Source organism: Sphingobacterium daejeonense (assembly GCF_901472535.1).
Taxonomy (GTDB): Bacteria; Bacteroidota; Bacteroidia; order Sphingobacteriales; family Sphingobacteriaceae; genus Sphingobacterium; species Sphingobacterium daejeonense.
In genome coordinates, this window is sequence record NZ_LR590470.1 from 64,564 (window position 1) to 83,533 (window position 18,970).

The 18,970-nt window shown below is 37.3% G+C and carries 19 protein-coding genes; 15 read left to right on the forward strand and 4 right to left on the reverse strand.

What is annotated here, in order from left to right; translation table 11 throughout:
* The first annotated feature begins 8 nt into the window (after positions 1–8).
* On the forward strand, positions 9–302 hold the full coding sequence (locus FGL31_RS00325; RefSeq protein WP_138089368.1) for a nuclear transport factor 2 family protein: 294 nt from the start codon (positions 9–11) through the stop codon (positions 300–302).
* Positions 303–823: 521 nt separating this feature from the next.
* Here the strand turns inward: FGL31_RS00325 and FGL31_RS00330 are convergent.
* Both FGL31_RS00330 and FGL31_RS00335 read right to left on the reverse strand, forming a co-directional pair.
* Positions 824–1,840, reverse strand: coding sequence for an acyltransferase (locus FGL31_RS00330; RefSeq protein ID WP_099369298.1), 1,017 nt, complete (start codon positions 1,838–1,840; stop codon positions 824–826).
* 73 nt (positions 1,841–1,913) lie between these two features.
* Positions 1,914–2,435, reverse strand: a complete 522-nt coding sequence (locus FGL31_RS00335) for a serine hydrolase (protein WP_262709214.1) — start codon at positions 2,433–2,435, stop codon at positions 1,914–1,916.
* Positions 2,436–2,515: 80 nt separating this feature from the next.
* On the opposite strand from FGL31_RS00335, the gene FGL31_RS00340 reads away from it, so the two are divergent.
* Together FGL31_RS00340 and FGL31_RS00345 are read left to right on the forward strand one after the other, a co-directional pair.
* Positions 2,516–3,577: a DUF5007 domain-containing protein gene (locus FGL31_RS00340; RefSeq protein WP_138089370.1), complete on the forward strand. Its 1,062-nt coding sequence runs from the start codon at positions 2,516–2,518 to the stop codon at positions 3,575–3,577.
* 117 nt (positions 3,578–3,694) lie between these two features.
* Positions 3,695–4,165: a hypothetical protein gene (locus FGL31_RS00345; protein WP_138089371.1), complete on the forward strand. Its 471-nt coding sequence runs from the start codon at positions 3,695–3,697 to the stop codon at positions 4,163–4,165.
* 52 nt (positions 4,166–4,217) lie between these two features.
* Here FGL31_RS00345 and FGL31_RS00350 read toward each other — a convergent pair whose 3' ends face one another.
* Complete coding sequence (locus FGL31_RS00350) at positions 4,218–6,809, reverse strand: TonB-dependent receptor (RefSeq protein WP_099369302.1); 2,592 nt, start codon at positions 6,807–6,809, stop codon at positions 4,218–4,220.
* Positions 6,810–8,296: 1,487 nt separating this feature from the next.
* Between FGL31_RS00350 and FGL31_RS00355 the strand changes: the two genes are divergently transcribed.
* Genes FGL31_RS00355 through porM form a run of 6 tightly spaced genes read left to right on the forward strand, consistent with a single transcriptional unit; the run spans position 8,297 to position 13,953 of the window.
* A complete protein-coding gene (locus tag FGL31_RS00355; RefSeq protein ID WP_138089372.1) occupies positions 8,297–8,986 on the forward strand; it encodes an outer membrane beta-barrel protein in 690 nt (229 codons plus the stop codon).
* 39 nt (positions 8,987–9,025) lie between these two features.
* Positions 9,026–10,312, forward strand: coding sequence for a T9SS ring complex lipoprotein PorK/GldK (gene porK / locus FGL31_RS00360; protein ID WP_171017491.1), 1,287 nt, complete (start codon positions 9,026–9,028; stop codon positions 10,310–10,312).
* A 45-nt stretch (positions 10,313–10,357) separates the two neighbouring features.
* Positions 10,358–11,530, forward strand: a complete 1,173-nt coding sequence (gene porN / locus FGL31_RS00365) for a type IX secretion system ring subunit PorN/GldN (RefSeq protein WP_171017492.1) — start codon at positions 10,358–10,360, stop codon at positions 11,528–11,530.
* 46 nt (positions 11,531–11,576) lie between these two features.
* Positions 11,577–12,389, forward strand: a complete 813-nt coding sequence (gene porL, locus FGL31_RS00375) for a type IX secretion system motor protein PorL/GldL (protein ID WP_138089374.1) — start codon at positions 11,577–11,579, stop codon at positions 12,387–12,389.
* 30 nt (positions 12,390–12,419) lie between these two features.
* Positions 12,420–13,073, forward strand: a complete 654-nt coding sequence (locus tag FGL31_RS28635; RefSeq protein WP_317130928.1) for a hypothetical protein — start codon at positions 12,420–12,422, stop codon at positions 13,071–13,073.
* Position 13,074: 1 nt separating this feature from the next.
* Positions 13,075–13,953, forward strand: a complete 879-nt coding sequence (gene porM / locus FGL31_RS28640; RefSeq protein WP_317130929.1) for a type IX secretion system motor protein PorM/GldM — start codon at positions 13,075–13,077, stop codon at positions 13,951–13,953.
* Between the two features lie 52 nt (positions 13,954–14,005).
* On the opposite strand, the gene FGL31_RS00385 is transcribed toward porM, so the two are convergent.
* A complete protein-coding gene (locus FGL31_RS00385) occupies positions 14,006–14,905 on the reverse strand; it encodes a helix-turn-helix domain-containing protein (protein WP_138089375.1) in 900 nt (299 codons plus the stop codon).
* A 167-nt stretch (positions 14,906–15,072) separates the two neighbouring features.
* Here FGL31_RS00385 and FGL31_RS00390 point away from each other — a divergent pair, with 167 nt between their 5' ends.
* The 6 genes from FGL31_RS00390 to FGL31_RS00415 all read left to right on the forward strand — a co-directional run bounded on the left by FGL31_RS00390 (position 15,073) and on the right by FGL31_RS00415 (position 18,386).
* Entirely contained in the window at positions 15,073–15,459 is a 387-nt protein-coding gene (locus FGL31_RS00390; RefSeq protein ID WP_099369309.1) for a hypothetical protein, read from the forward strand.
* A 3-nt stretch (positions 15,460–15,462) separates the two neighbouring features.
* Entirely contained in the window at positions 15,463–15,816 is a 354-nt protein-coding gene (locus tag FGL31_RS00395) for a hypothetical protein (RefSeq protein WP_099369310.1), read from the forward strand.
* A gap of 184 nt (positions 15,817–16,000) precedes the next feature.
* On the forward strand, positions 16,001–16,567 hold the full coding sequence (locus FGL31_RS00400) for a hypothetical protein (protein ID WP_138089376.1): 567 nt from the start codon (positions 16,001–16,003) through the stop codon (positions 16,565–16,567).
* A gap of 4 nt (positions 16,568–16,571) precedes the next feature.
* Complete coding sequence (locus FGL31_RS00405) at positions 16,572–16,892, forward strand: DoxX-like family protein (protein ID WP_197734037.1); 321 nt, start codon at positions 16,572–16,574, stop codon at positions 16,890–16,892.
* Between the two features lie 3 nt (positions 16,893–16,895).
* Positions 16,896–17,501, forward strand: coding sequence for a DUF2071 domain-containing protein (locus tag FGL31_RS00410; RefSeq protein ID WP_232046123.1), 606 nt, complete (start codon positions 16,896–16,898; stop codon positions 17,499–17,501).
* 126 nt (positions 17,502–17,627) lie between these two features.
* Positions 17,628–18,386 carry a class I SAM-dependent methyltransferase gene (locus FGL31_RS00415; protein WP_138089377.1) on the forward strand — a complete coding sequence of 253 codons (759 nt, stop codon included), beginning with the start codon at positions 17,628–17,630 and terminating at the stop codon, positions 18,384–18,386.
* Positions 18,387–18,970: the final 584 nt, after the last annotated feature.

The following is an 18,970-nucleotide window of genomic DNA, read 5'->3' on the forward strand; positions in this document are numbered from 1 at the left end:
GGTGGCATGTGCCGGGAAAACACGCACTGAGTGGAACCAAAACAGGCATTGAGGAGACAATAGAAGATATGGACAGACTGGCAGAATTCAAATTCAGTGCCGAAGGAATAGTTCTGGGCTATTCTGATGAGCATATCATAGATTGCCACAGGATATGGAACAATCATGGGAACTGTCCTGCGATCAGTTGTCTGTCCTGCATTTTATGGAAGCTCGGGGAAGGAAAGATCCGGGAAGTTTTCCCTTTTTCCCAAGACCAGCATCAGGTAGACGATTTTTTCAATTCCCAGCTGGAACTTTAAAAAGCATTGGACCACTACGGTGAACAAAATTTGAGCATTTCTCCAGGCAGAAAATTTGGGAATTCTTTTGTCTCGCCGGAGCAATGTGCCTTCGGTCATCTGCTTACGGTCCACTAGCACATTAGAATGTGGACATATAATTAATTTTTTCTACAAAAAAATATCCGTACTGACCCTCAAACTCTGGCTATGCTGAAGGGCTATCTCCCTATGTCCCTACCCATCTGATAGAAAAAATCTCACTATCAATGGATTTTCGAGCAGGTCCTCAGCAAAAAGTGCATTTGTCCAAACTATTCTCTCCTTCTGATATCCTTTTTTTGTAGTAATTCGAAACTTATGAATGGGCTGGATTAATTCACTTAAACAACTTAAACATCCTAAAATACTTATTTAATCCTAGTTACTGAATAATGCCATCAGAAAAGCAAAATGGAGGTCAGATAGCCAGTAGTTTGGCCCGACGGAAAGTGCCTAGAAAGAAAGCCCTTCTGTTTTAAGATTTCTGACCATCAAAAAATCTACCCACTTACATATTTCCCATACGGCAATTTCCGAATAGCATATGTAATCGCAATGGATACAATAACGGCACTTATGGTTGCCAATGGGATTACCCAGACCGTGCTGAAGTATTTGGAAATTAGTGGGTGCAAGAAGTTTAAAGGAATAATATGGCTTAGGAATATTCCAAAACTATAATGGTCAATACCAGAAATCCAGGTTGGCACCTTCGTATCTTTTACCGCATCTTTAACCCATAGGAAGAGGGATCCGGCAGCTATTGCTGTAGTTACAAATAGGTAGTTATAGAAGAAGGTGTTTAGTTTTTTTGCATCTTGATTGAGTAGGTTTGTGCAATTAGCACCTATTACTACCATAAGAATATAAATAAGTGCGAAGACGAGAGCATTCATATTGAACTTAAACTCCTTGATGCTTAAGTAATATCCGAGGACCAAGTATCCGATATAGCCGGAAAAGAAAGTGAGGTCAAATTTTGGCATTACGGAATATAGTGGTTTACTGGTAAAGCACATGGAAATGAGCCAAAGAACCAGAAAAAGCTCAATTTCACGAGTACTGGATTGAATAAGAATTTTCCTCAAAAATGGAATCGCCAAATAAAGCCCGATGATCATGTAAAAATACCATAGGTGGGCATTTGCTCCATGGAGAACCTTATCAAGAATAATGGACCAGATCTTTTCTGTAGAAAGCGTTTCAAAATTGGTGTAGCGATAGAAATAATAAATCAGATAGACTATGGTCCAAAATATAAAGGGATAGATGAGTTTCGGAAGTCTAGTTTTGTAAAAGGTCCATGTATTTTCATTTTTATGAAGGAGTAGATACCCAGAGATCATGACAAAAATCGGCACTGAACATCTTGTTGCGGCATTTATCCAATTGGCATAATTCCAGTTGAAACCATTGGTGTCAATATGGTAGAGAAAACCCGTTGACGCATGGATCAAGACTACAAATATGGCTGCAATAGCACGTAGGTAGCTGATGAAATTATATTTTTCTGCCATGATGTAAAAGTAGGAATAATTGAATTCTATTTCTCTTTCTCAAATACCAATTCCATTCCATTTTGGAATAAGTTCAAACTGTGAATTTCATCGTCTTGCTTTTGAATTTTATTGTTGCATCAACAATGGTGTAAAACAGTTCTAGTTCTGAGGTTGCATAAACTTTAGCAGCCGGCTGGCCTGTTAATTGGGCGAATAATTTCCCTTCATCATTCACTGTAATATGGTATTTAAGGTTTTTATTTTGGGTGAATGCATAAGTTCCTATCAACGGATTGATTTGAAAGTCCATTAAAACTACCCCTTTTCCAAATTCTTCAATTGAAACTTTTGGAGGAGTATCATTTTTAAGAATTTTATCTACAGCAGCCATTATTGGCATTACACCAATAAGGTTCATCTTGTTTAACAAAAGTGCTACAAACTGTTTTTTTGAAGGATTACGAACGATTAATGTTTGGTAACCCGGCCAACCACCGCTATGGAAGTGCATCTTTTCATTTTCGGTTTTATCCATAAACATCCATCCAAATCCCGAATAACTATCCATCATTCCGACTGTTAGGCTATCGTTATTGAGCTTTCCAGTGCTAATGGATTCTTGAAATTCTTTATTGGGCTATAATACACATACCTGGATAAGAAGTTTAAAACTAAACATTAATTAGAAAGAGCATGAAAACGATATATAAATTTTCAGCAATGCTATTGATCCTTGCTTCCATTATGGCAGCAGGATGTAAAAAAGTGGATGTTGGATACTTGAGCGACAATATCCGTTATGGCGCAAACCCAGTGGTGGTGGACAAAGGGGTATTCAAAATTGTAACTGGTATTATTCCTGATAATTCAACTCCTCCATTTAAGATTACTCTTTTGGATGTGAGAAACAAAGAAACAGGCAAGAGGGAAGAAGCATTTTTTAAAGAGTCTGAAATCACGGTTTGGAAAGAAAAATATGACCCAAAGACCGATACAACATTAGAGTTAATTAATGCTAAGCGTGTAAAAGAAATGAGTTTGCCGCTTCAGGTTATCGAAAAGAGCGGTCAATTAATGTTTACCCAAGCAACAGATAATGTTCCTCCAGGGGAATATTTATTAGACCTACAAATCGAAAATCCTAATGGCACCAAAAAATACGAAGGGATAACGTCCATTAAGGTAAACAATCCAGTTCTCTATGAAATATCCACAGCACCATATTTCATCTTGGTAGAGCCTAGAACAGGAAATAGCAAAAGGTATCCTCATGACGTGGACTGGTTCGACATCAATAAAATACAAAGTGCAAATACCAAAATTAATGTAAGCAGAGATGCAAATGGTCCTAACCAGATTATCTTAAAAGTATATGATAAAAATGGAAAAGTTTTCCCTGGAAAAGCTTTGGAAAAAAGACCTAGTGGAAACACGTTCTTGAACACTTGGGAAACATTTGCATATAAAACTACCGTAACAGAAAACTCCGTGATTTACGATTATGCGCAGGCTCGATTCCCTGATGTATATTGGGATAATCAACCAAATGGCGTGTTCTGTTATTACAGGATCTATGACAAATGGATAGAGTCAGTAGATTATGTGGACGCGTGGAATCCACCAAATTCAGTAACATATAAGACAGATTCAAATCCGTATATCTTACAGATCAGGTTTGACTTTAAATTCAATCTCCCAGGAACTTACCATGTGGACATGCATTTAAAAGCAACCAAAAAGGACGGCGTTAATTAATTATTAGATAAACAGAGTGTGGCTCCGACAATTGTTGGAGCCACTTTTTTTATGTATATCTTGGAACAATTTATGCACAATAACATAGATAGCTTTCAGGTATTAAAATAGAAAATCATGAAAAACTTTAATAATTCATTCAGAAACTCAGCCCTTCTATTTACGTCTATTGCTTTTTTTGCTAGTTGTAACAGCCCTGGTAAAAATGATCATAGCGCAGACACACTCGCAGACTCCATGTCTATTTCGGAATCAATTGATTCTGCAACTAGTATTCCTGCTAAAGCATTGGAACTGAAATCGAGTTGGGATTCTATTAGACTTCATAAAATATCAAAGCAATCGGATACTATCGTAATCAATAGCAACGGATTTAAAAATTTGAATGCTGAAATAGTCAGTTCTAAACCGGGAAATATTAGAATAAATCAAATTATATCTCCAGACAGCAACAGTGATGGACCATTCGGAAAAGATTTAGAATATAAATTGAACCAACAAGGCGAGGTTAAATTGATTATAGGCGAGAGCTTAATGCAGGGAGATCCTTTCGAAGGGGACTATATATTAAAGGTCATAGGTAAATAAAAAGAACCTAGCTACTGGGAATAGCTAGGTTCAGACGATAACCTATTTTTAATTAGAAACTGTTCAAATTATATCTGATGGTAACACCAAATGTTCTGGGATCAGCAACGATCCCTGCATATTGACCATAACTACCAGGAGCTGCCAACAATTGTTCGTAGTATTTTTTATCTGTTAGATTCCTGCTCCATACAGAGATTGAAATTCCATTATCTGCCTTAAATCCCAATCTTGCATTCAATATAGCATAGCCATCAATGTTTAAATATTGGGATGGAGAGGGACTTGAAGAGAATTCTGACCTATAGAAAAGGTCTGTTCCCAAAAAATAGGAGCCTTCCAAGCCAATTAAACTTCCGTTTTGGGAAAATTCGGCACCAATTGAGGATGACCACTTTGATATTCCCGGCAATCTTCCTCCCGAAATATCTTTAAAAGCTTCTGGTCCGCCAACCTCCTCTAATGGAACTGGAGCATTAGTGAACTTAACATATTGGCCATCCGTATAGGCAGCAGCAGCATTCAGACGAAGATAATTCCCAACACGAAGGCTTCCGTCCAACTCAACTCCTTGAACACGAACTTTTTCTGCATTTGCAAGATAACCCCTGTTGACCCCAGGCTCAGGAGTTTGCACCAAGGTCTGGTAGTCTTTAATGTCCGTTTGATAAAATGTAAGATTTAAGATTGAATTTCTATTCGGGCTTGATTTTATACCAATTTCTTTATGATCTACAGACTCTGGTTTTACTCTAGCTAAGTCCAACAATACCTCTCCCCTAGATGTGGGCAATCCGCCGACATTGATACCAACGGGTTTATAGGTGATGGCATAGGTGGCGAAAGCATTGAGATTTCTGCTCCAACGATATTGAGCGGATAATTGGCCTGAAAAATTCCCTGCAGATGCATCTGTATTAAAAGCTTGATTTGTGTACACCGCATTTTTAAGAGCTAATAACGCAGGATCTTCAGTTTGAAGCCCACCATAGGTTTGGCGATCATAATGAGCTTCTTTCTTGTCATAATTATATCTAATTCCTGGCAGGAAGTGTAATTTGTCTGTTATTGCCCAATCAATCTGTGTGTATGTTGCCAAACTTGTAGTTTTAATGCCATATCTCGTCTTTATTCCAAAGTTGTCAAACAGACCTGGAGTTTTCCAAAGGTCGCTGTTTGTGTTCTGTGCAAACCTCCACAATGAAGAACCAGCTTCTTCGGTGTGTACCGGGTCGGTTCTTAGGTCTTGGTAAAGACCAAATAATCCAACGACAAGTTCTATGTTTTCGCGGATTTTGCCAGAGTATCTAAATTCCTGTGAATATTGGTCGTGAGCAGAATTTCCGGCGGAGATAGTAAATACTGGGAGGCCAAGATAATCGCGGTCATTTAATGGAACCCATTTCCAATAACGCCATGCCGTCGTAGAGGTCAAGGTTCCATCCCCGATTTTAAAGTCCGTATTTACTGAAATGCCTCCCAATTCATTGTCAGCTTTTGATTGTGTGTTTAGATCAACCTTCCTTTCAAAAGCACTGTTATAAGGTAATTCATAGCCTAAATCTTTGATAATATTATTGAATTGTCTGTAATCTGCGCGTTGTGTCTCTACGACTCCCGCAACTCCCCAGCCATATCCGTCAGGCTTCTGAATGCTTTTATCTGCAGCAACGGTTATATGGATATAATCATTTGGTTTGTACAGCAATTGCGCCCTTAGTCCCAAATTATTCATATTGTTGATTGCGCGACCTGAAGATTCATTATATAAGGTTCCGTTCCTTTGAGTTCCGGAGAAGGAAACACGAGCCGCCAGTTTTTTGGTCAAAGGACCGGTGATTGACGCTTTGCCTTGGATGAAACCGTAATTGCCATAGCTCAACTCAAAATTAGCTGAAGGGTTAAATTCTGCAGTTCTGGATGTCACATTGAAAGCCCCTGATGTCGTGTTCATACCAAACAAAGTCCCTTGTGGACCTCGTAGAACCTCCACCTGTTCAATATCTATAAAATCCAACCACGTGGCGGCAGGTCTTGCCAAGTATACACCATCCAAATAAAACCCAACACCAGGATCAATTCCATCGTTGGTTAGCCCGTAGGTAGAACCCAAACCACGAATGTTTAACGTTGTGTTTCTGGCATTAGATGCGTACAACTGAACTGTAGGCGCTAGTTCTTTGATTCGGTTAACATTGAATGCCCTAGCATCGTCTATCGTTGCTGCGTTAATCGTCGTGATAGGAATGGGAACATCCTGAAGCTGCTCTTTTCTTCTTCGGGATGTTACGACGATTTGGTCTATCTTCTCCTGAGTGGGTTGCAACAAGATAACAGCAGGGGATTCTTTTATTACCAATCGTTTTTTCTGGTAACCTATTCTGCTGATAATTAAATTAAATGGAAGTTTCTGTCCTGTTACAAAGTGGAACCGACCGTCTTTGTCAGTTTTCACTTGGTGAGTTACACCTTCAAGTTGCAATGTGACACCCTCAATCGGAAGGTTGCTAATGGAGTCTACGACAGTTCCACTGAGTGTGGCATTAATTATAGCCTTTGGTGTTTCCTGGGATTTGGCAACTGTGATCCCTAGAGTAAAGGCAATAGCGAGGTATAGAAAGCGATATGTTTTCTTGGAATTCATGAAATGAAGATTTAATGGTTGAGAATAAAATCCTATTTAAGGATTCGGGTTAGTATGGATAAGCGGGAACTGGTGGAGTTCCCGCGATATCCTATTTGGGGAAGATAATTTCAGTACACATTCGATTAAAATCAAGTATTTGTTCCTGATTGTTATTTTGGAGCGAAAGATTTAAAGTGTTTTGAGTAATCATATTTTGTCTGTTCATTTTTATGATTTTGTCTGATTTATAAAACAAATATAAAAACAGATATCAATAATAATCTACTAAATCTATAGACATTGTTAAATAATAATGTAAATTATTGATAATAAGGGCAAAAAAATTTTAATTAAATAGGTTGGTTGTTAAAGGTTTTTACAAAAATGGGTAAATAAAATATAATTTTACAGGAAAGATTTGAGTTTTTACACAGGGAAAAATTTGCCTATAATTTGGGCAAAAAACGTTGGTTTTTTGGCTTTGGTTAAAAAACTCTTTTGCTATTAAATGAATATGCTGTAAATTACAGCTACAAGTTATAAACTGAGCAACATCTAACCAATATTTTTAATGTGAGAAGTAAATCTGTACATCTATTTACGATCGTTTATTATTTATTTAATATTTTTTTCTGTCTGATTATATATTGGGCAATATGAACAACACTATATGTCTTTGTGGTTTGTAACCAATTAACGGTCAAATTGTTACGTTGTCTCTGGTAATTAGCACATTTATTATAATAATTCCTGTTCAATCTGAGTTTTTAACAATTAACAATTTTTGGGTAATGAAAATGGTTTCACTACAGACCATTGCTTATAGTTGACTAGCGAAGCATCAAAATGGGGAATGAACGGCAACGGCTGTAGCAGTCAAAAACCCGAAAGAAAAAATTACCTATATTGTTTTGCAGATTTTGTTAATGGTATTATTATTATAGTTAGGAAGCGGGCATTCAACCCGCTTTTGTTTTTGATAAAAATTGATTGAAGGTTTATGTCTTTCCTATCTGAAATTTATATTTTTAGATATAAAAATATCCAAAGATCTATCTAAAATTTCTTGTTATAGTTAATTCATTGTTATCAAAAAAAACTCTATAACATATCGGTACTTTTAATAAAAAACAATAAAAATATTTTGAAATTTGTTGTTGCCTTGAATGTCCATTAAAAACAAACCCACTGTTGAGAAGGTGCCTCGACCAAAATTATTTTAAATAAATTTTTGACCACAACTAATCAGATTTTATTTCGTCAAAAACAGCTTTTGCAATCTGCAAGGTGCGTTTTCATTGGAGTTTTCAGCTATGAAACCATGCACGCTTTCCTCAGTGATTCCAATTGGTCAATCATCTTTGGTAAGATTCTTGTGACATAGAAAATCGACGTTTTTTCAAGACTTATTAATTTAGGGGCTATTATTTTATTGAAGTTGCAATAAAAGGCCTCAAAATTCGTCTAAATAATAATGTACTGTAATACTAACAAGAATTCTTAATATGAAAAAAACTATTTTTTCTTTACTATTATTTGCAGTTTGTGGTTTCAAATCAGCGCAAGCACAATTCTCACGTCCGCTTAGTGTTGGTATTGGAGGAGGTCCTACAATTAACCTCACGGACTTGGCCAACGTCGAAGCAAAATTCGCCGGTCATGTCGATGTAGATGGGTTAATTACCCCGTTCGTTTCAGCCGGTATTCATGCAGAAAAAGGTGTCTTAAGTGGAAATGGTTATGCGAGTACTTTTAAGAACGATTACTGGGCTTTCAATGCAAATGCTAAAGTTAGATTGGGTCAATTTATGAACCTGCCAAATAACTATAGCTATTATAATCTCCAATCAAGTACCTTCCACAAGATGCTTGCAAACGTTTATGTAGGAGCAGGTGCCGGACTTATGAAAAACAACATCGAAAGCAACATTTCAGACCTATATTCTGAATCAGTGATTTCAAATGGAGGTGAAATTTCTGATGACCTAGACGGCTTCCATTTTGTAGTGCCGATTAATGTTGGAGTGGACATCCCGTTTGGCAGAGGATTATATGGACCACAATGGGCAATCAACCTAAATTATCAACACACCATTACGACAAACGATAATCTCGATGCTGTCATAAATAGCAAAAAAGATCACTATAGCTATATTTCTTTGGGCGTTAAATACGCATTGTTTCAAAGAAATTAATACCTAATCAATCATTGAATAAAATTAAAGATGAAACGTATGAATAGAGTATTCATGAATCGAATATATTCCGCAGTGTGTTTATTGTTGGTTTTTGCAATTGCAGGCTGTAACTCTTCAAATAATTTCTATAATGCCCCGAAGGTTAATGCCTTCAAAGGTGGCAAATTGCCAGCTCCTCCGGGAATGGTGTACATCCCTTCTGGAACAATCCTTTTCAAAGGATCATTGGACAGTGGTAATGTGGGTAAGAACATCAGCTTAAGTGCTTTCTTTATCGACGAAACTGAAGTTACCAATAAACAATATCGCCAATTCGTAAACTGGGTAGCAGATTCAATTGCTGTTACGGACTATCTGCAAGATGACCAATACTTCTTGGAGGCTGCAAGCGAAGATGGTGAAGGAAGAAGAATTAACTGGAAAGCTGTAAAAAGGATTTCACCAATATGGAGAAGTTCAGATCCGACAATAGCAGAGCGTATTGCTCCGATGTTGGAAATGAAAGGATCAAATAGAGGCCTTAACCCTGAAGTGGTAAAATATCGCTTCTCCTATTTGAAAACCAAAGGTAACTTGAAGAAAGAATATGTGACCGACACCGTGTCGGTAATCCCAGCAGAAGACATCTGGTCAAAAGATTTCCCTAATGCACAGTTGACCTCACTAGATGCCAATTATTTCACTCACCAATCATTTGATTTCTACCCCGTTGTCGGCGTTTCATGGAGACAGGCAAGAGCATATTCCGATTGGAGAGGTAAAGAAATGATGGCCAATTTGATGAAGAACTCATACTTGAGTGGTTATCAGTTGACATTCAGTTTGCCAACAGAAGCACAATGGCAATATGCTGCTGAAGGTAAAATTGATCCAAGAGATACGATCTCAGGAACCAAATTGACAATCGATGGCGATGATGGCAAAGAAAAACTTGCCGTAAACTATAAACAAGGTGAAGGTACTTATTCACGTGATGGTGCTACGTTTACACTTCCAGTAAAATCGTATACTCCTAACAAATTTGGTGTATACAACATGGCGGGGAATGTGTCTGAATGGACATTGGATGCGTATAGCCCTTCAGCTGTGGCGTTTGTAAATGACTTAAATCCAGTTTTATTATATGATGCGGATGAGGACGACGCTGATGCGTTGAAGAGAAAAGTGGTACGTGGTGGTTCTTGGAAAGATAATGGTGAGCAGTTGAATAGCGAAACCAGAAACTATTCCGTTGACTATGAACCACATTCATATATTGGGTTCCGTTGCGTAATGTCGGCATTCGAATTACCGACGACACAAAGTAAAACCCGCAAATATTAACATTGATTTGTTTACGAATTAAAGATTTTAAAAATGAAAAATTGGATGATGGTAATAGCTGTGGCATTGGGAATTTCCCCTGCTGTAGCACAAAGTATCGATACGATACCAGATAGCACCGTTGTGACAGAGACCTTTATTCAGCCCATAAATGACTCCAATGTAATGGTGCAAGGAGAAGTTTTGGCTGATACCATACCCACAACAGATGGATTTTATCAAGTGAATAACTTGGAAGATGCAGTCCCATTTGCATACCCGGAAGTAAACTTGAAAAATATTAGATTCTATAAAAGGGTATGGAGAGATATCGACTTGAAAGATGAAAGAAACTACATCTATGCAATCCCTGGAAACTCCTTGATGGAAGTGATTATGAAAGGAATTGAAACAGGAAAATTGACTCCATACAATCCTGAGGACGATTCTTTCAAAGGAAAGCTTTCTGCTTCAGAAGGTATCGCAAGATTTGCAGATTCAGTATTGGTTCCCATTTTTGATGATGAGGGTAACCAAATCGATTCGAGAATGACCTTGAATGAGTTTAACCCAGAACGTGTCACCAAATTCAGAATCAAGGAAGATATCTTCTTCGATAAACAAAGAGGTAGACTGGAAACAAGAATTATTGGGGTGGCACCGTTGATGGATATCACGACGTCTTCTGAACTTGCCACTTCGGTGGGTTCAACACCAGCATTCTGGTTGTATTTCCCGCAATTACGCTATAGCCTAGTTAAAGTGGATATTTCAGATCCCGATCGAGGGCTCTATGATATGACAATGGATGACCTCTTTGTACAGAGAAAATTCGCCAGCAAAATTGTAAGGGAATCTTCTCCGGGAATGTTGCAACAAGCTACCTATGCCGGAACGGATAGTACGCAGACAAATAATGCAGCCAACTTGGAGGACAAGCTGGAGACTTACAAAAAGAAATTGTGGACCACTCCAAAAGGTGTTAAGGCTGAAAACCTAGAAGGACATGAGCAAGATCTTAAACGTGAAGAAGAGGAAAAGAGAGCTAGAGAACAACAAGAATTGCAACATCAAAATAGACAACAGCAACAAGAACAGCAATCTGAACAACAGTTAGAGGAGCTATTGCAACAGAGTGAACTACAGAACCAAGAAGGCACTGAAAGTTCAACAGAGGAAGGCGCTACAGAAGAAAGTACATTCCAGGAGGAAAATACAACTGAAGAAAATCAATTCTAAAATCCAGTATTACACATAAAAAAAATAGGGGCATAAAATTTACATTATGAGTAGAAAGAAAGACAATTCAAGATGGCTACATGTTGCCATTTCTTGGGGAGCAAGTATCGTAATTATAGGTGTTTTGTTCAAGATCCTTCATATTGGAGGTTCCATGGCGAATTACATGATTGGTTTAGGACTTACCGTGGAGGCTATTTTATTCTTCCTGATGGGTTTCAATCCGCCGCCACAAGAACCAGACTGGACCCGTGTTTATCCTGAATTGGATGAGAAATTCCAAGGTGAACTGCCTGTAAGATCTGCTCAAGTTGTAAACAGTCCACAAGGACCTTCAGCAACTGCTGCTTTGGATAAAATGTTCGTCGATGCGAATATTGAACCTGCAACAATTGAAAATCTAGGTAGAGGATTAAGAGATTTTGGCGAAAAGGTTTCTGCAATCAATAGAATCAGCGATGTATCATTGGCGACAGATGAATTTACGCAAAAGCTGCGTTCTGCAACATCAACATTCGATAACTTAAGCCTAGCTTTTGAAAAAGCATCTGCGAATCTTGTCGCTATGTCCAACACCAATACGGACACTACCGGATACCATGAACAAGTTCAAAACCTTACTTCGAACCTGCGTCAGCTGAACTCGATGTACGAAAAAGAACTTCGCGACTCTGCATCTCACCTACAATCCATGAATTCTTTCTATGAGAATTTGAAATTTACGATGAATAACTTCAATGAGTCTTTGGATGACTCCAAAGCTTTCAAAGATGAGGTAAACAAATTGGCGAAAAACTTAAATGCATTGAATGCCGTGTATGGTAACATGCTAAGTGCTATGAACCAACCTCGCGTGTAATTCATCCATTAAAATTTTAAACAAAAAAATATGGCAATAGGAAGAGAGACGCCAAGGCAGCGGATGATAAATATTCTTTATCTCGTGTTGCTAGCCTTGCTCGCGTTAAATGTACCCGATTCAATATTGGATGCTTTTAAAAACATCAATAATAGTTTGGAGACTTCCAAATCAAACGTTAATAACTCAGTTCAACAATTGTTTGCCGCTTTTGAAAGTACAAAATTGAAAGATGAACCCGGACGAGCGAAGCCAATCTATGATAAAGCTAAGAATGCTCAGGCAATCATCAACGATTTAAACCAGTACATCAATAGCATCAAAGAAGAATTTGTCGACCAAGGTGGTGGTTATGATGAAAAAACAGGAGACCTTAAGATGCGTGAAAACGAAGATATCGCTCCGAACATCATGATCAATGGCAAAAAAGGCGTTGAACTAAAAGAAAAAATAAACAGTACAAGATCTAAGCTTTTGGGATTGTTGACCCCAGAAGAGCAAAAATCAGTTTCATTTTCACTGGAAGCCAATGACCCAGAAAAAGCAGTAAACGGCAAAAGAAAATGGGAAGAGATAAACTTTGGTAGTGGGACTCCACTTACCGCTGCAATGACCATCCTGACCAAAATCCAAACAGATGCACAGAATGCTGAGTCTGATGTGGTAAAACTTATTTTTGGGTAAGATGGACCAAGCGGTTGTTAATCTTGATAAATTTGCTGCGGTAGCTGTAGCTCCAACTTCATATCTTGTTCAAGGCCAGCCCTATGCTGCAGAGGTATTCTTGACAGCATCTGACTCGAAATCACAACCTTCGATCAGCGTAAATGGAGCCAACCTAGATGTTGTAGATGGTAAAGGTGTATATCGCGTACCAACCAACAGAGAGGGTATCTTTACCTGGTCCGGTGTGATCAAAGTAAAACAAACGGATGGATCTATAAGGGAATACCGTACTCCCGTACAGACTTACCAAGTGGCAAGACCTTCTGCTGTAGTTTCTCCTGACAAAATGAACGTACTGTATATTGGTGTTAACAACCCAATTTCAGTATCGGCTCCAGGAACACCAACAGACAAGGTTAAGGTCAGCATGAGCGGCGGTAGCATCAGTGGTTCTGGTGGTAAATACAATGTAAAGGTAAGTTCGCCAGGAACGGCAAGAATCTCAGTAGCTGCTGAAGTTGCCCCAGGAAAAACCCAAACATTGAGCACAACAGAATTCCGCGTAAAAAGAATCCCTGACCCAATCGCACAATTTGCCGGAAAAACCGGTGGTGCAATGGCAACAGTGGCAATTAAAGCGCAGAATGCAATCTTTGCAAAATTGGATAACTTTGATTTCGATGCGTCATTTAAAGTAACCAAATTCTCACTGATCATTGCAAAACCAAGAGCAGATGCAATCGTTCTTTCCACTTCTGGAAACCGCTTGAGTTCTTCTATGAAATCAGCATTGAACGGCATTACCCCAGGTTCACGTGTAATATTTGATAATATTATTGCCGTAGGACCTGATGGAACTCCTAGACAATTAAACGCTGTGGCTCTGACAGCTAACTAATAAAATAAAAGCCCGATTCTAAAATCGGGCTTTTTTAATATCACAATAGTTTTTAATTTGATCCCAAAGTCCTAAACTCAACAGGACTTTGACCAACAGTCTTCTTGAAGAATCTTGAAAAATGCTGCGGATATTTGAATCCTAAATCATAAGCAACTTCATTGATGCTTTTTTCAGAATCAAAAAGGATTGACTTAGCTTCATTGATCAACTTGTTTTGAATATATTCTTGAGGTGATTTCCCCGTTTCCTTTTTGATTAAGTCTCCGAAGTAATTTGCAGATAAATGCAATTGATCTGCACAGTAAGAAACCGTAGGAATACCTAAGGTCTGAGGAAATTCTGATTTGAAATATTGATTCAACAACTCTTCAAACTTTAATAAAATCCCTTTATTGACATGGTCTCGAGTAATAAATTGACGGTCATAAAAGCGTTCGCAATAATTTAAAAACAGCTCAATATTGGATACAATCAGTTGCTTGCTGTGTTTATCCATGTTTTGCTCCAGTTCATATTCTATCTTGGAAAAACACTCGAGTATAATTTTGCGTTCCTTCTCCGATAAATGCAAAGCTTCATTTACAGCATAGGAAAAGAAGTGATAATCCTTGATTTTCTTGGCTAAGTTTGTCCCATTCAACAACTCAGGGTGAAAAGCCAAAGCAAAACCTTGTGGTTTATATTCTTCTGTGCCATTTTCACCTATCACTTGCCCAGGAGATACAAAAATTAATGTCCCTTCCTCATAGTCATAATTATGGAGCCCATAGCGTAAATCCCCACATTTCACTTTCTTGAGAAAAACCAGGTAAAAATCATATCTCATTTTTCTCAAACTCCTTACGTCAGCCTTGCCTAGATCCACAACGGAAACCAGGGGATGCATTGTCTCATTATTGTTGAAAGCATTGTACTCACTGATATGGTCAAAAATTAATATATCTTCCATCTGAAAAAGTTTTGCATCCTAAAAATAAGGATAGATTTTGCGTAAAATAGAATCCCAGGTCACAATTCAGTAATAATGGTTGTAAAATCCGTAATATGTATAATACATTAATGTATTTTAAGAGATATTTGTTTGAAATAGAATTTTAGAATTCCAATTTGGTGTTCATGAATAAGAATAAGATAGTTACCTTCCGGCCAGTCAGTTTTAGATCCATCTTTATCGATAATCAATTTGATAAAGATATCTTCAAGAAGGGCTATGATCAATTTTTTATTCATTCTCTAAAGGAAGATAAGGTTCATTTGCGTTTGCCACTTCCTGTTCATCGGAAAACAGTAAATGATTTTATGCTGATTACTAAAGGGACCTGCATGAGGCAAGTTGGAATTGACAGTTATGAATTAAAAGCTGGCGATCTATTATTTGTTGCCAGGTCTTCAGTTTCCAGTACAGAGTTTATGTCTGAAGATATCGAGGGGTATTATTGCCATTTCAACGATGAACTGTTAAAGCACTACAGCTGTTTTTTAGAACTAATTATGGCACCATGATCTTTGAAAACCAGAACCTATGGTACGACTTCTGGACTGAGATATATTGAATATACTGCTACTGAAACCGCTTCTCCTTACCCAAAGATCCGGCTGAGAATGAATTTCAACGGCCAGGGTATTGCTATTGATATCTTAAATCTAGTGGGTTTGAATTTTGGGTCAACATACGGCTTGTCAGCACATATTTGGTCAAACGATGAGGGGGCAAATGTCCTCATTAGTTTAGGTGGATGGTATTATTACGCAAATAATCTAGGTAGTGCAGTAAATCTGGAATTATTGAACATCGGTTTATTGGGTACAATCAATGTTATTCAAACACCTTTCAAAAATATTCGATGTGTAAGAAATTAGAATTTAGTGTTAAGTCTAATCCTTTCTTTTTAGCATCCCTCTAGCAGGGGGATGCTTTTTTTATTGTTTACATGAGTTAATTGATTTGCTTATCAGGGGAACTGAAGTAAATTTGTTTACCAGAAAAATTATTAGCCCTATGGAAGTTAACCGAAAGATTCTAGAAAAGAAATCGGATGTCGATTTGGAGAAATACTTAGTTCCAGAAAGTCGTTACGTAGCCACAGCCATGAGATATGCTTATGAAATTTTAAAAGAGAGGGGAAAAGTCTTCTCTGAGGATGAAGAGAAAAGGGTACTAAGCATGATTGAAAATTTGGAGGAAAAAGAAGCTTATTATATCCATCCTGACTATAAAGAGGCAGCGATGTATTTTTGTATACCTGGAGTGATAGGTATCATACTTTTGTTTGTTCGACCGGAGGGTTATGCTGCTGATAACTTCATATTGGATATTTTGAGTATAGCTGTTCAATTAATTCTAGCTTGGTTTACCAGTCGAGGGTTTCATTTTATGAAATACATCTGGATCATATTATTGATAACAAGTATTCCTTCATTAATTTCTGGCATTAATCAAACAAACTTTAATTTAATCCATATTGTTTTATTGCTAGGTCAGATTGCAATTCAAGTTTGGGCAATTATTATTCTATTCAAAATTCCTAAGAACTATAAACCTTTAAATGAAGAAAGCAAAACAATTAAATATGTTTTTAATCTTGGTTTTTTCCTTGGTTTGGCTGGTTAATGGCTTGATTTGTAAAATTTTAAATTTAGTTCCGAGACATCAAGAAATCGTTGCTGAGATATTGGGCCAGGAATACGCTAGGGAGATTACATTCTTGATCGGCTTAGGTGAAGTTGGGATGGCGATCTGGATATTTTCCCGTCGCTGGAGCCATTTTAGTGCGATGATGCAGATCATTCTAGTCGGTGTTATGAATATCTTGGAATTTTTCCTGGTCTCACATTTATTGCTATGGGAAAAATTCAATATTTTATTTGCATTTTGTTTTATAATTTTAGTGTATTATCAAACATTCATCCTGGAACCGAAATTGGAAAATGAATAATCCATGACTAGCCTACTTCAATATCATCCTTTTGCTGTTTCTGCTTATTTTGTTTCATCAACGATTATAACATTTGCTGTTCCGAAGGAAGAATTGGAGCGGTTTGTTCCCGAGCCATTAACCTTGGACCTCCACAATGACCAATGGGCATTTTTGACCATCGCTATGGTGGACACCAAGAATTTAAAACCCAAAGGGATGCCTGATTTTTTTGGAAAGGATTTCATATTGATCGGATATCGGATTTTTGTGAGATATAAAACCTCAAAAGGTAAAAATCTCAGAGGGCTTTACATCATCAAGTCTGAAACCAATAAAGAATTTATGCGATTTTTTGGAAATATCTTCACTCGATATCATTATACGACTACTGATATCAAAAGAACCGCAGAAAATGATATTGTCGAAATAAGTTCCAAAAAGTCAAGATTTCATATTACATATCGCAAGGCATCAGGTGAGTTGACGCCCTTGCCAGAAAATTCGGTCTTCAGTTCATGGAAGGAGGCAAGGCGTTTTGCGGGGCCATTGCCGTTTACATTTGAGGTGGACTCGAAAAAAACGAGAAATATTATTGATCGAAGGAGTGCGACAAAATTGGGAACCTAGACCTATAGAGGTTCTTTCCGGTGATTTTGATTTTATTAATAGTTTAGGTTTTGAGGATATCCGTTTATCCAATGCCTTCGAAATCACAGATATTCCATATTATTGGAAGAAAGGAAGCTTCGATAAATGGTAATCACAAGGAAAAAGTATCAAGGAGTGTTGAACATCGTCAAATTCAATTGGCACCAATATGTCATTGTTGCTGTATTGATCCTCTTATTCTTGAGTTTATCATTGTTTGTGAACGGTTTTTTTCACAATCTGTTTATTTGGGGAGCTATTTTGGCGTTTTTGGCTACCGTTGTTTCCTTATTGGTTTCTTACTATGTCTATGATTATTCTAATTTGTATGAACTTGACTTTGTAGAAGTTCTTGACCAAGAAAAAGTCCTAAATATCAGTGCTGGTTTTGATGAAACGAGTGAAATCCTTTTGAAGAAGTTTCCCCATATTCAATTGACGATGGCAGATTTTTATGATCCACATGTCCATACAGAAGTTTCTATCAAACGTGCCCGCTTAGTCTATCCTTCACATAAGGATACCATGTCTGTTAACACGGATTCTTTTCCTTTTAGGAATCAGTATTTTGATCGGTCGATCTGCATTTTCTCTGCGCATGAGATTCGGAATGAGGAAGAGCGAATTCAGTTTTTGCGAGAAATCAAAAACGTAACTAATTATGAGACTGGACAAATCATCATCACAGAACACTTACGGGATTTCGCAAATTTTTTAGCTTTCAATGTGGGGTTCTTACATTTCTATTCTTTGGATTCCTGGAAATATTGTTTTCGAGAAGCTGGATTGGAATTAGTTCAGGAAAAGAAAATCAATCCTTTTGTATCCACCTTTATTCTTAGGCCAAATGGAACTTCAAATTAGAATTGTTGGGGCGTTGCTTATGGGTTTGGCATGTTTACATATCATATTTCCCAAGTATTTTGATTGGAAGAATGATTTGTCTGGGATACAACTTATAAATCAGTCTTTAATGAAGGTTCATACCTTTTTTATTGGATTGACTGTGTTTATGATGGGCTGTTGTGTTTTACATCATCAGAGGATTTGTTACAAACTTCGTTGGGGAATAAAATTTGTTTAGGGTTAGGAATTTTTTGGTTAATCAGGTTGTTGTTTCAATTTTTTGTTTATCCGTCAGCCTTGTGGAAAGGGAAAAAATTTGAGACAACGATACATATCCTTGCTGTAATTTTTTGGGGATACTTGTGCTATGTATTCATTTTCGGCTATTTTTCTTCTATTTCATCATAAAAGGATTGGTTCTATGAAAAACTTTAGAGAATACTCTCTAGTTTGTAAAATTTATGATAAATTTATAAATGTTGTAACATTATTTTAATGATCACTAGGTAATTACAGATGACTTGTGTAAATTTGTAGCTACAAAATGAAACTATTCGGTAGATTTAATCATAAGTTTACAAACAAAGGTTCAGGTATTAATT

Excerpts from the sequence above, each read along its gene's own strand:
- FGL31_RS00330 (WP_099369298.1), bottom strand. The coding sequence starts at position 1,840 with ATGGCAGAAAAATATAATTTCATCAGCTACCTACGTGCTATTGCAGCC.
- FGL31_RS00340 (WP_138089370.1), top strand. The coding sequence starts at position 2,516 with ATGAAAACGATATATAAATTTTCAGCAATGCTATTGATCCTTGCTTCC.
- FGL31_RS00345 (WP_138089371.1), top strand. The coding sequence starts at position 3,695 with ATGAAAAACTTTAATAATTCATTCAGAAACTCAGCCCTTCTATTTACG.
- FGL31_RS00350 (WP_099369302.1), bottom strand. The coding sequence starts at position 6,809 with ATGAATTCCAAGAAAACATATCGCTTTCTATACCTCGCTATTGCCTTT.
- FGL31_RS00355 (WP_138089372.1), top strand. The coding sequence starts at position 8,297 with ATGAAAAAAACTATTTTTTCTTTACTATTATTTGCAGTTTGTGGTTTC.
- porK (WP_171017491.1), top strand. The coding sequence starts at position 9,026 with ATGAATAGAGTATTCATGAATCGAATATATTCCGCAGTGTGTTTATTG.
- porN (WP_171017492.1), top strand. The coding sequence starts at position 10,358 with ATGATGGTAATAGCTGTGGCATTGGGAATTTCCCCTGCTGTAGCACAA.
- porL (WP_138089374.1), top strand. The coding sequence starts at position 11,577 with ATGAGTAGAAAGAAAGACAATTCAAGATGGCTACATGTTGCCATTTCT.
- FGL31_RS28635 (WP_317130928.1), top strand. The coding sequence starts at position 12,420 with ATGGCAATAGGAAGAGAGACGCCAAGGCAGCGGATGATAAATATTCTT.
- porM (WP_317130929.1), top strand. The coding sequence starts at position 13,075 with ATGGACCAAGCGGTTGTTAATCTTGATAAATTTGCTGCGGTAGCTGTA.
- FGL31_RS00385 (WP_138089375.1), bottom strand. The coding sequence starts at position 14,905 with ATGGAAGATATATTAATTTTTGACCATATCAGTGAGTACAATGCTTTC.
- FGL31_RS00390 (WP_099369309.1), top strand. The coding sequence starts at position 15,073 with ATGAATAAGAATAAGATAGTTACCTTCCGGCCAGTCAGTTTTAGATCC.
- FGL31_RS00410 (WP_232046123.1), top strand. The coding sequence starts at position 16,896 with ATGACTAGCCTACTTCAATATCATCCTTTTGCTGTTTCTGCTTATTTT.
- FGL31_RS00415 (WP_138089377.1), top strand. The coding sequence starts at position 17,628 with ATGGTAATCACAAGGAAAAAGTATCAAGGAGTGTTGAACATCGTCAAA.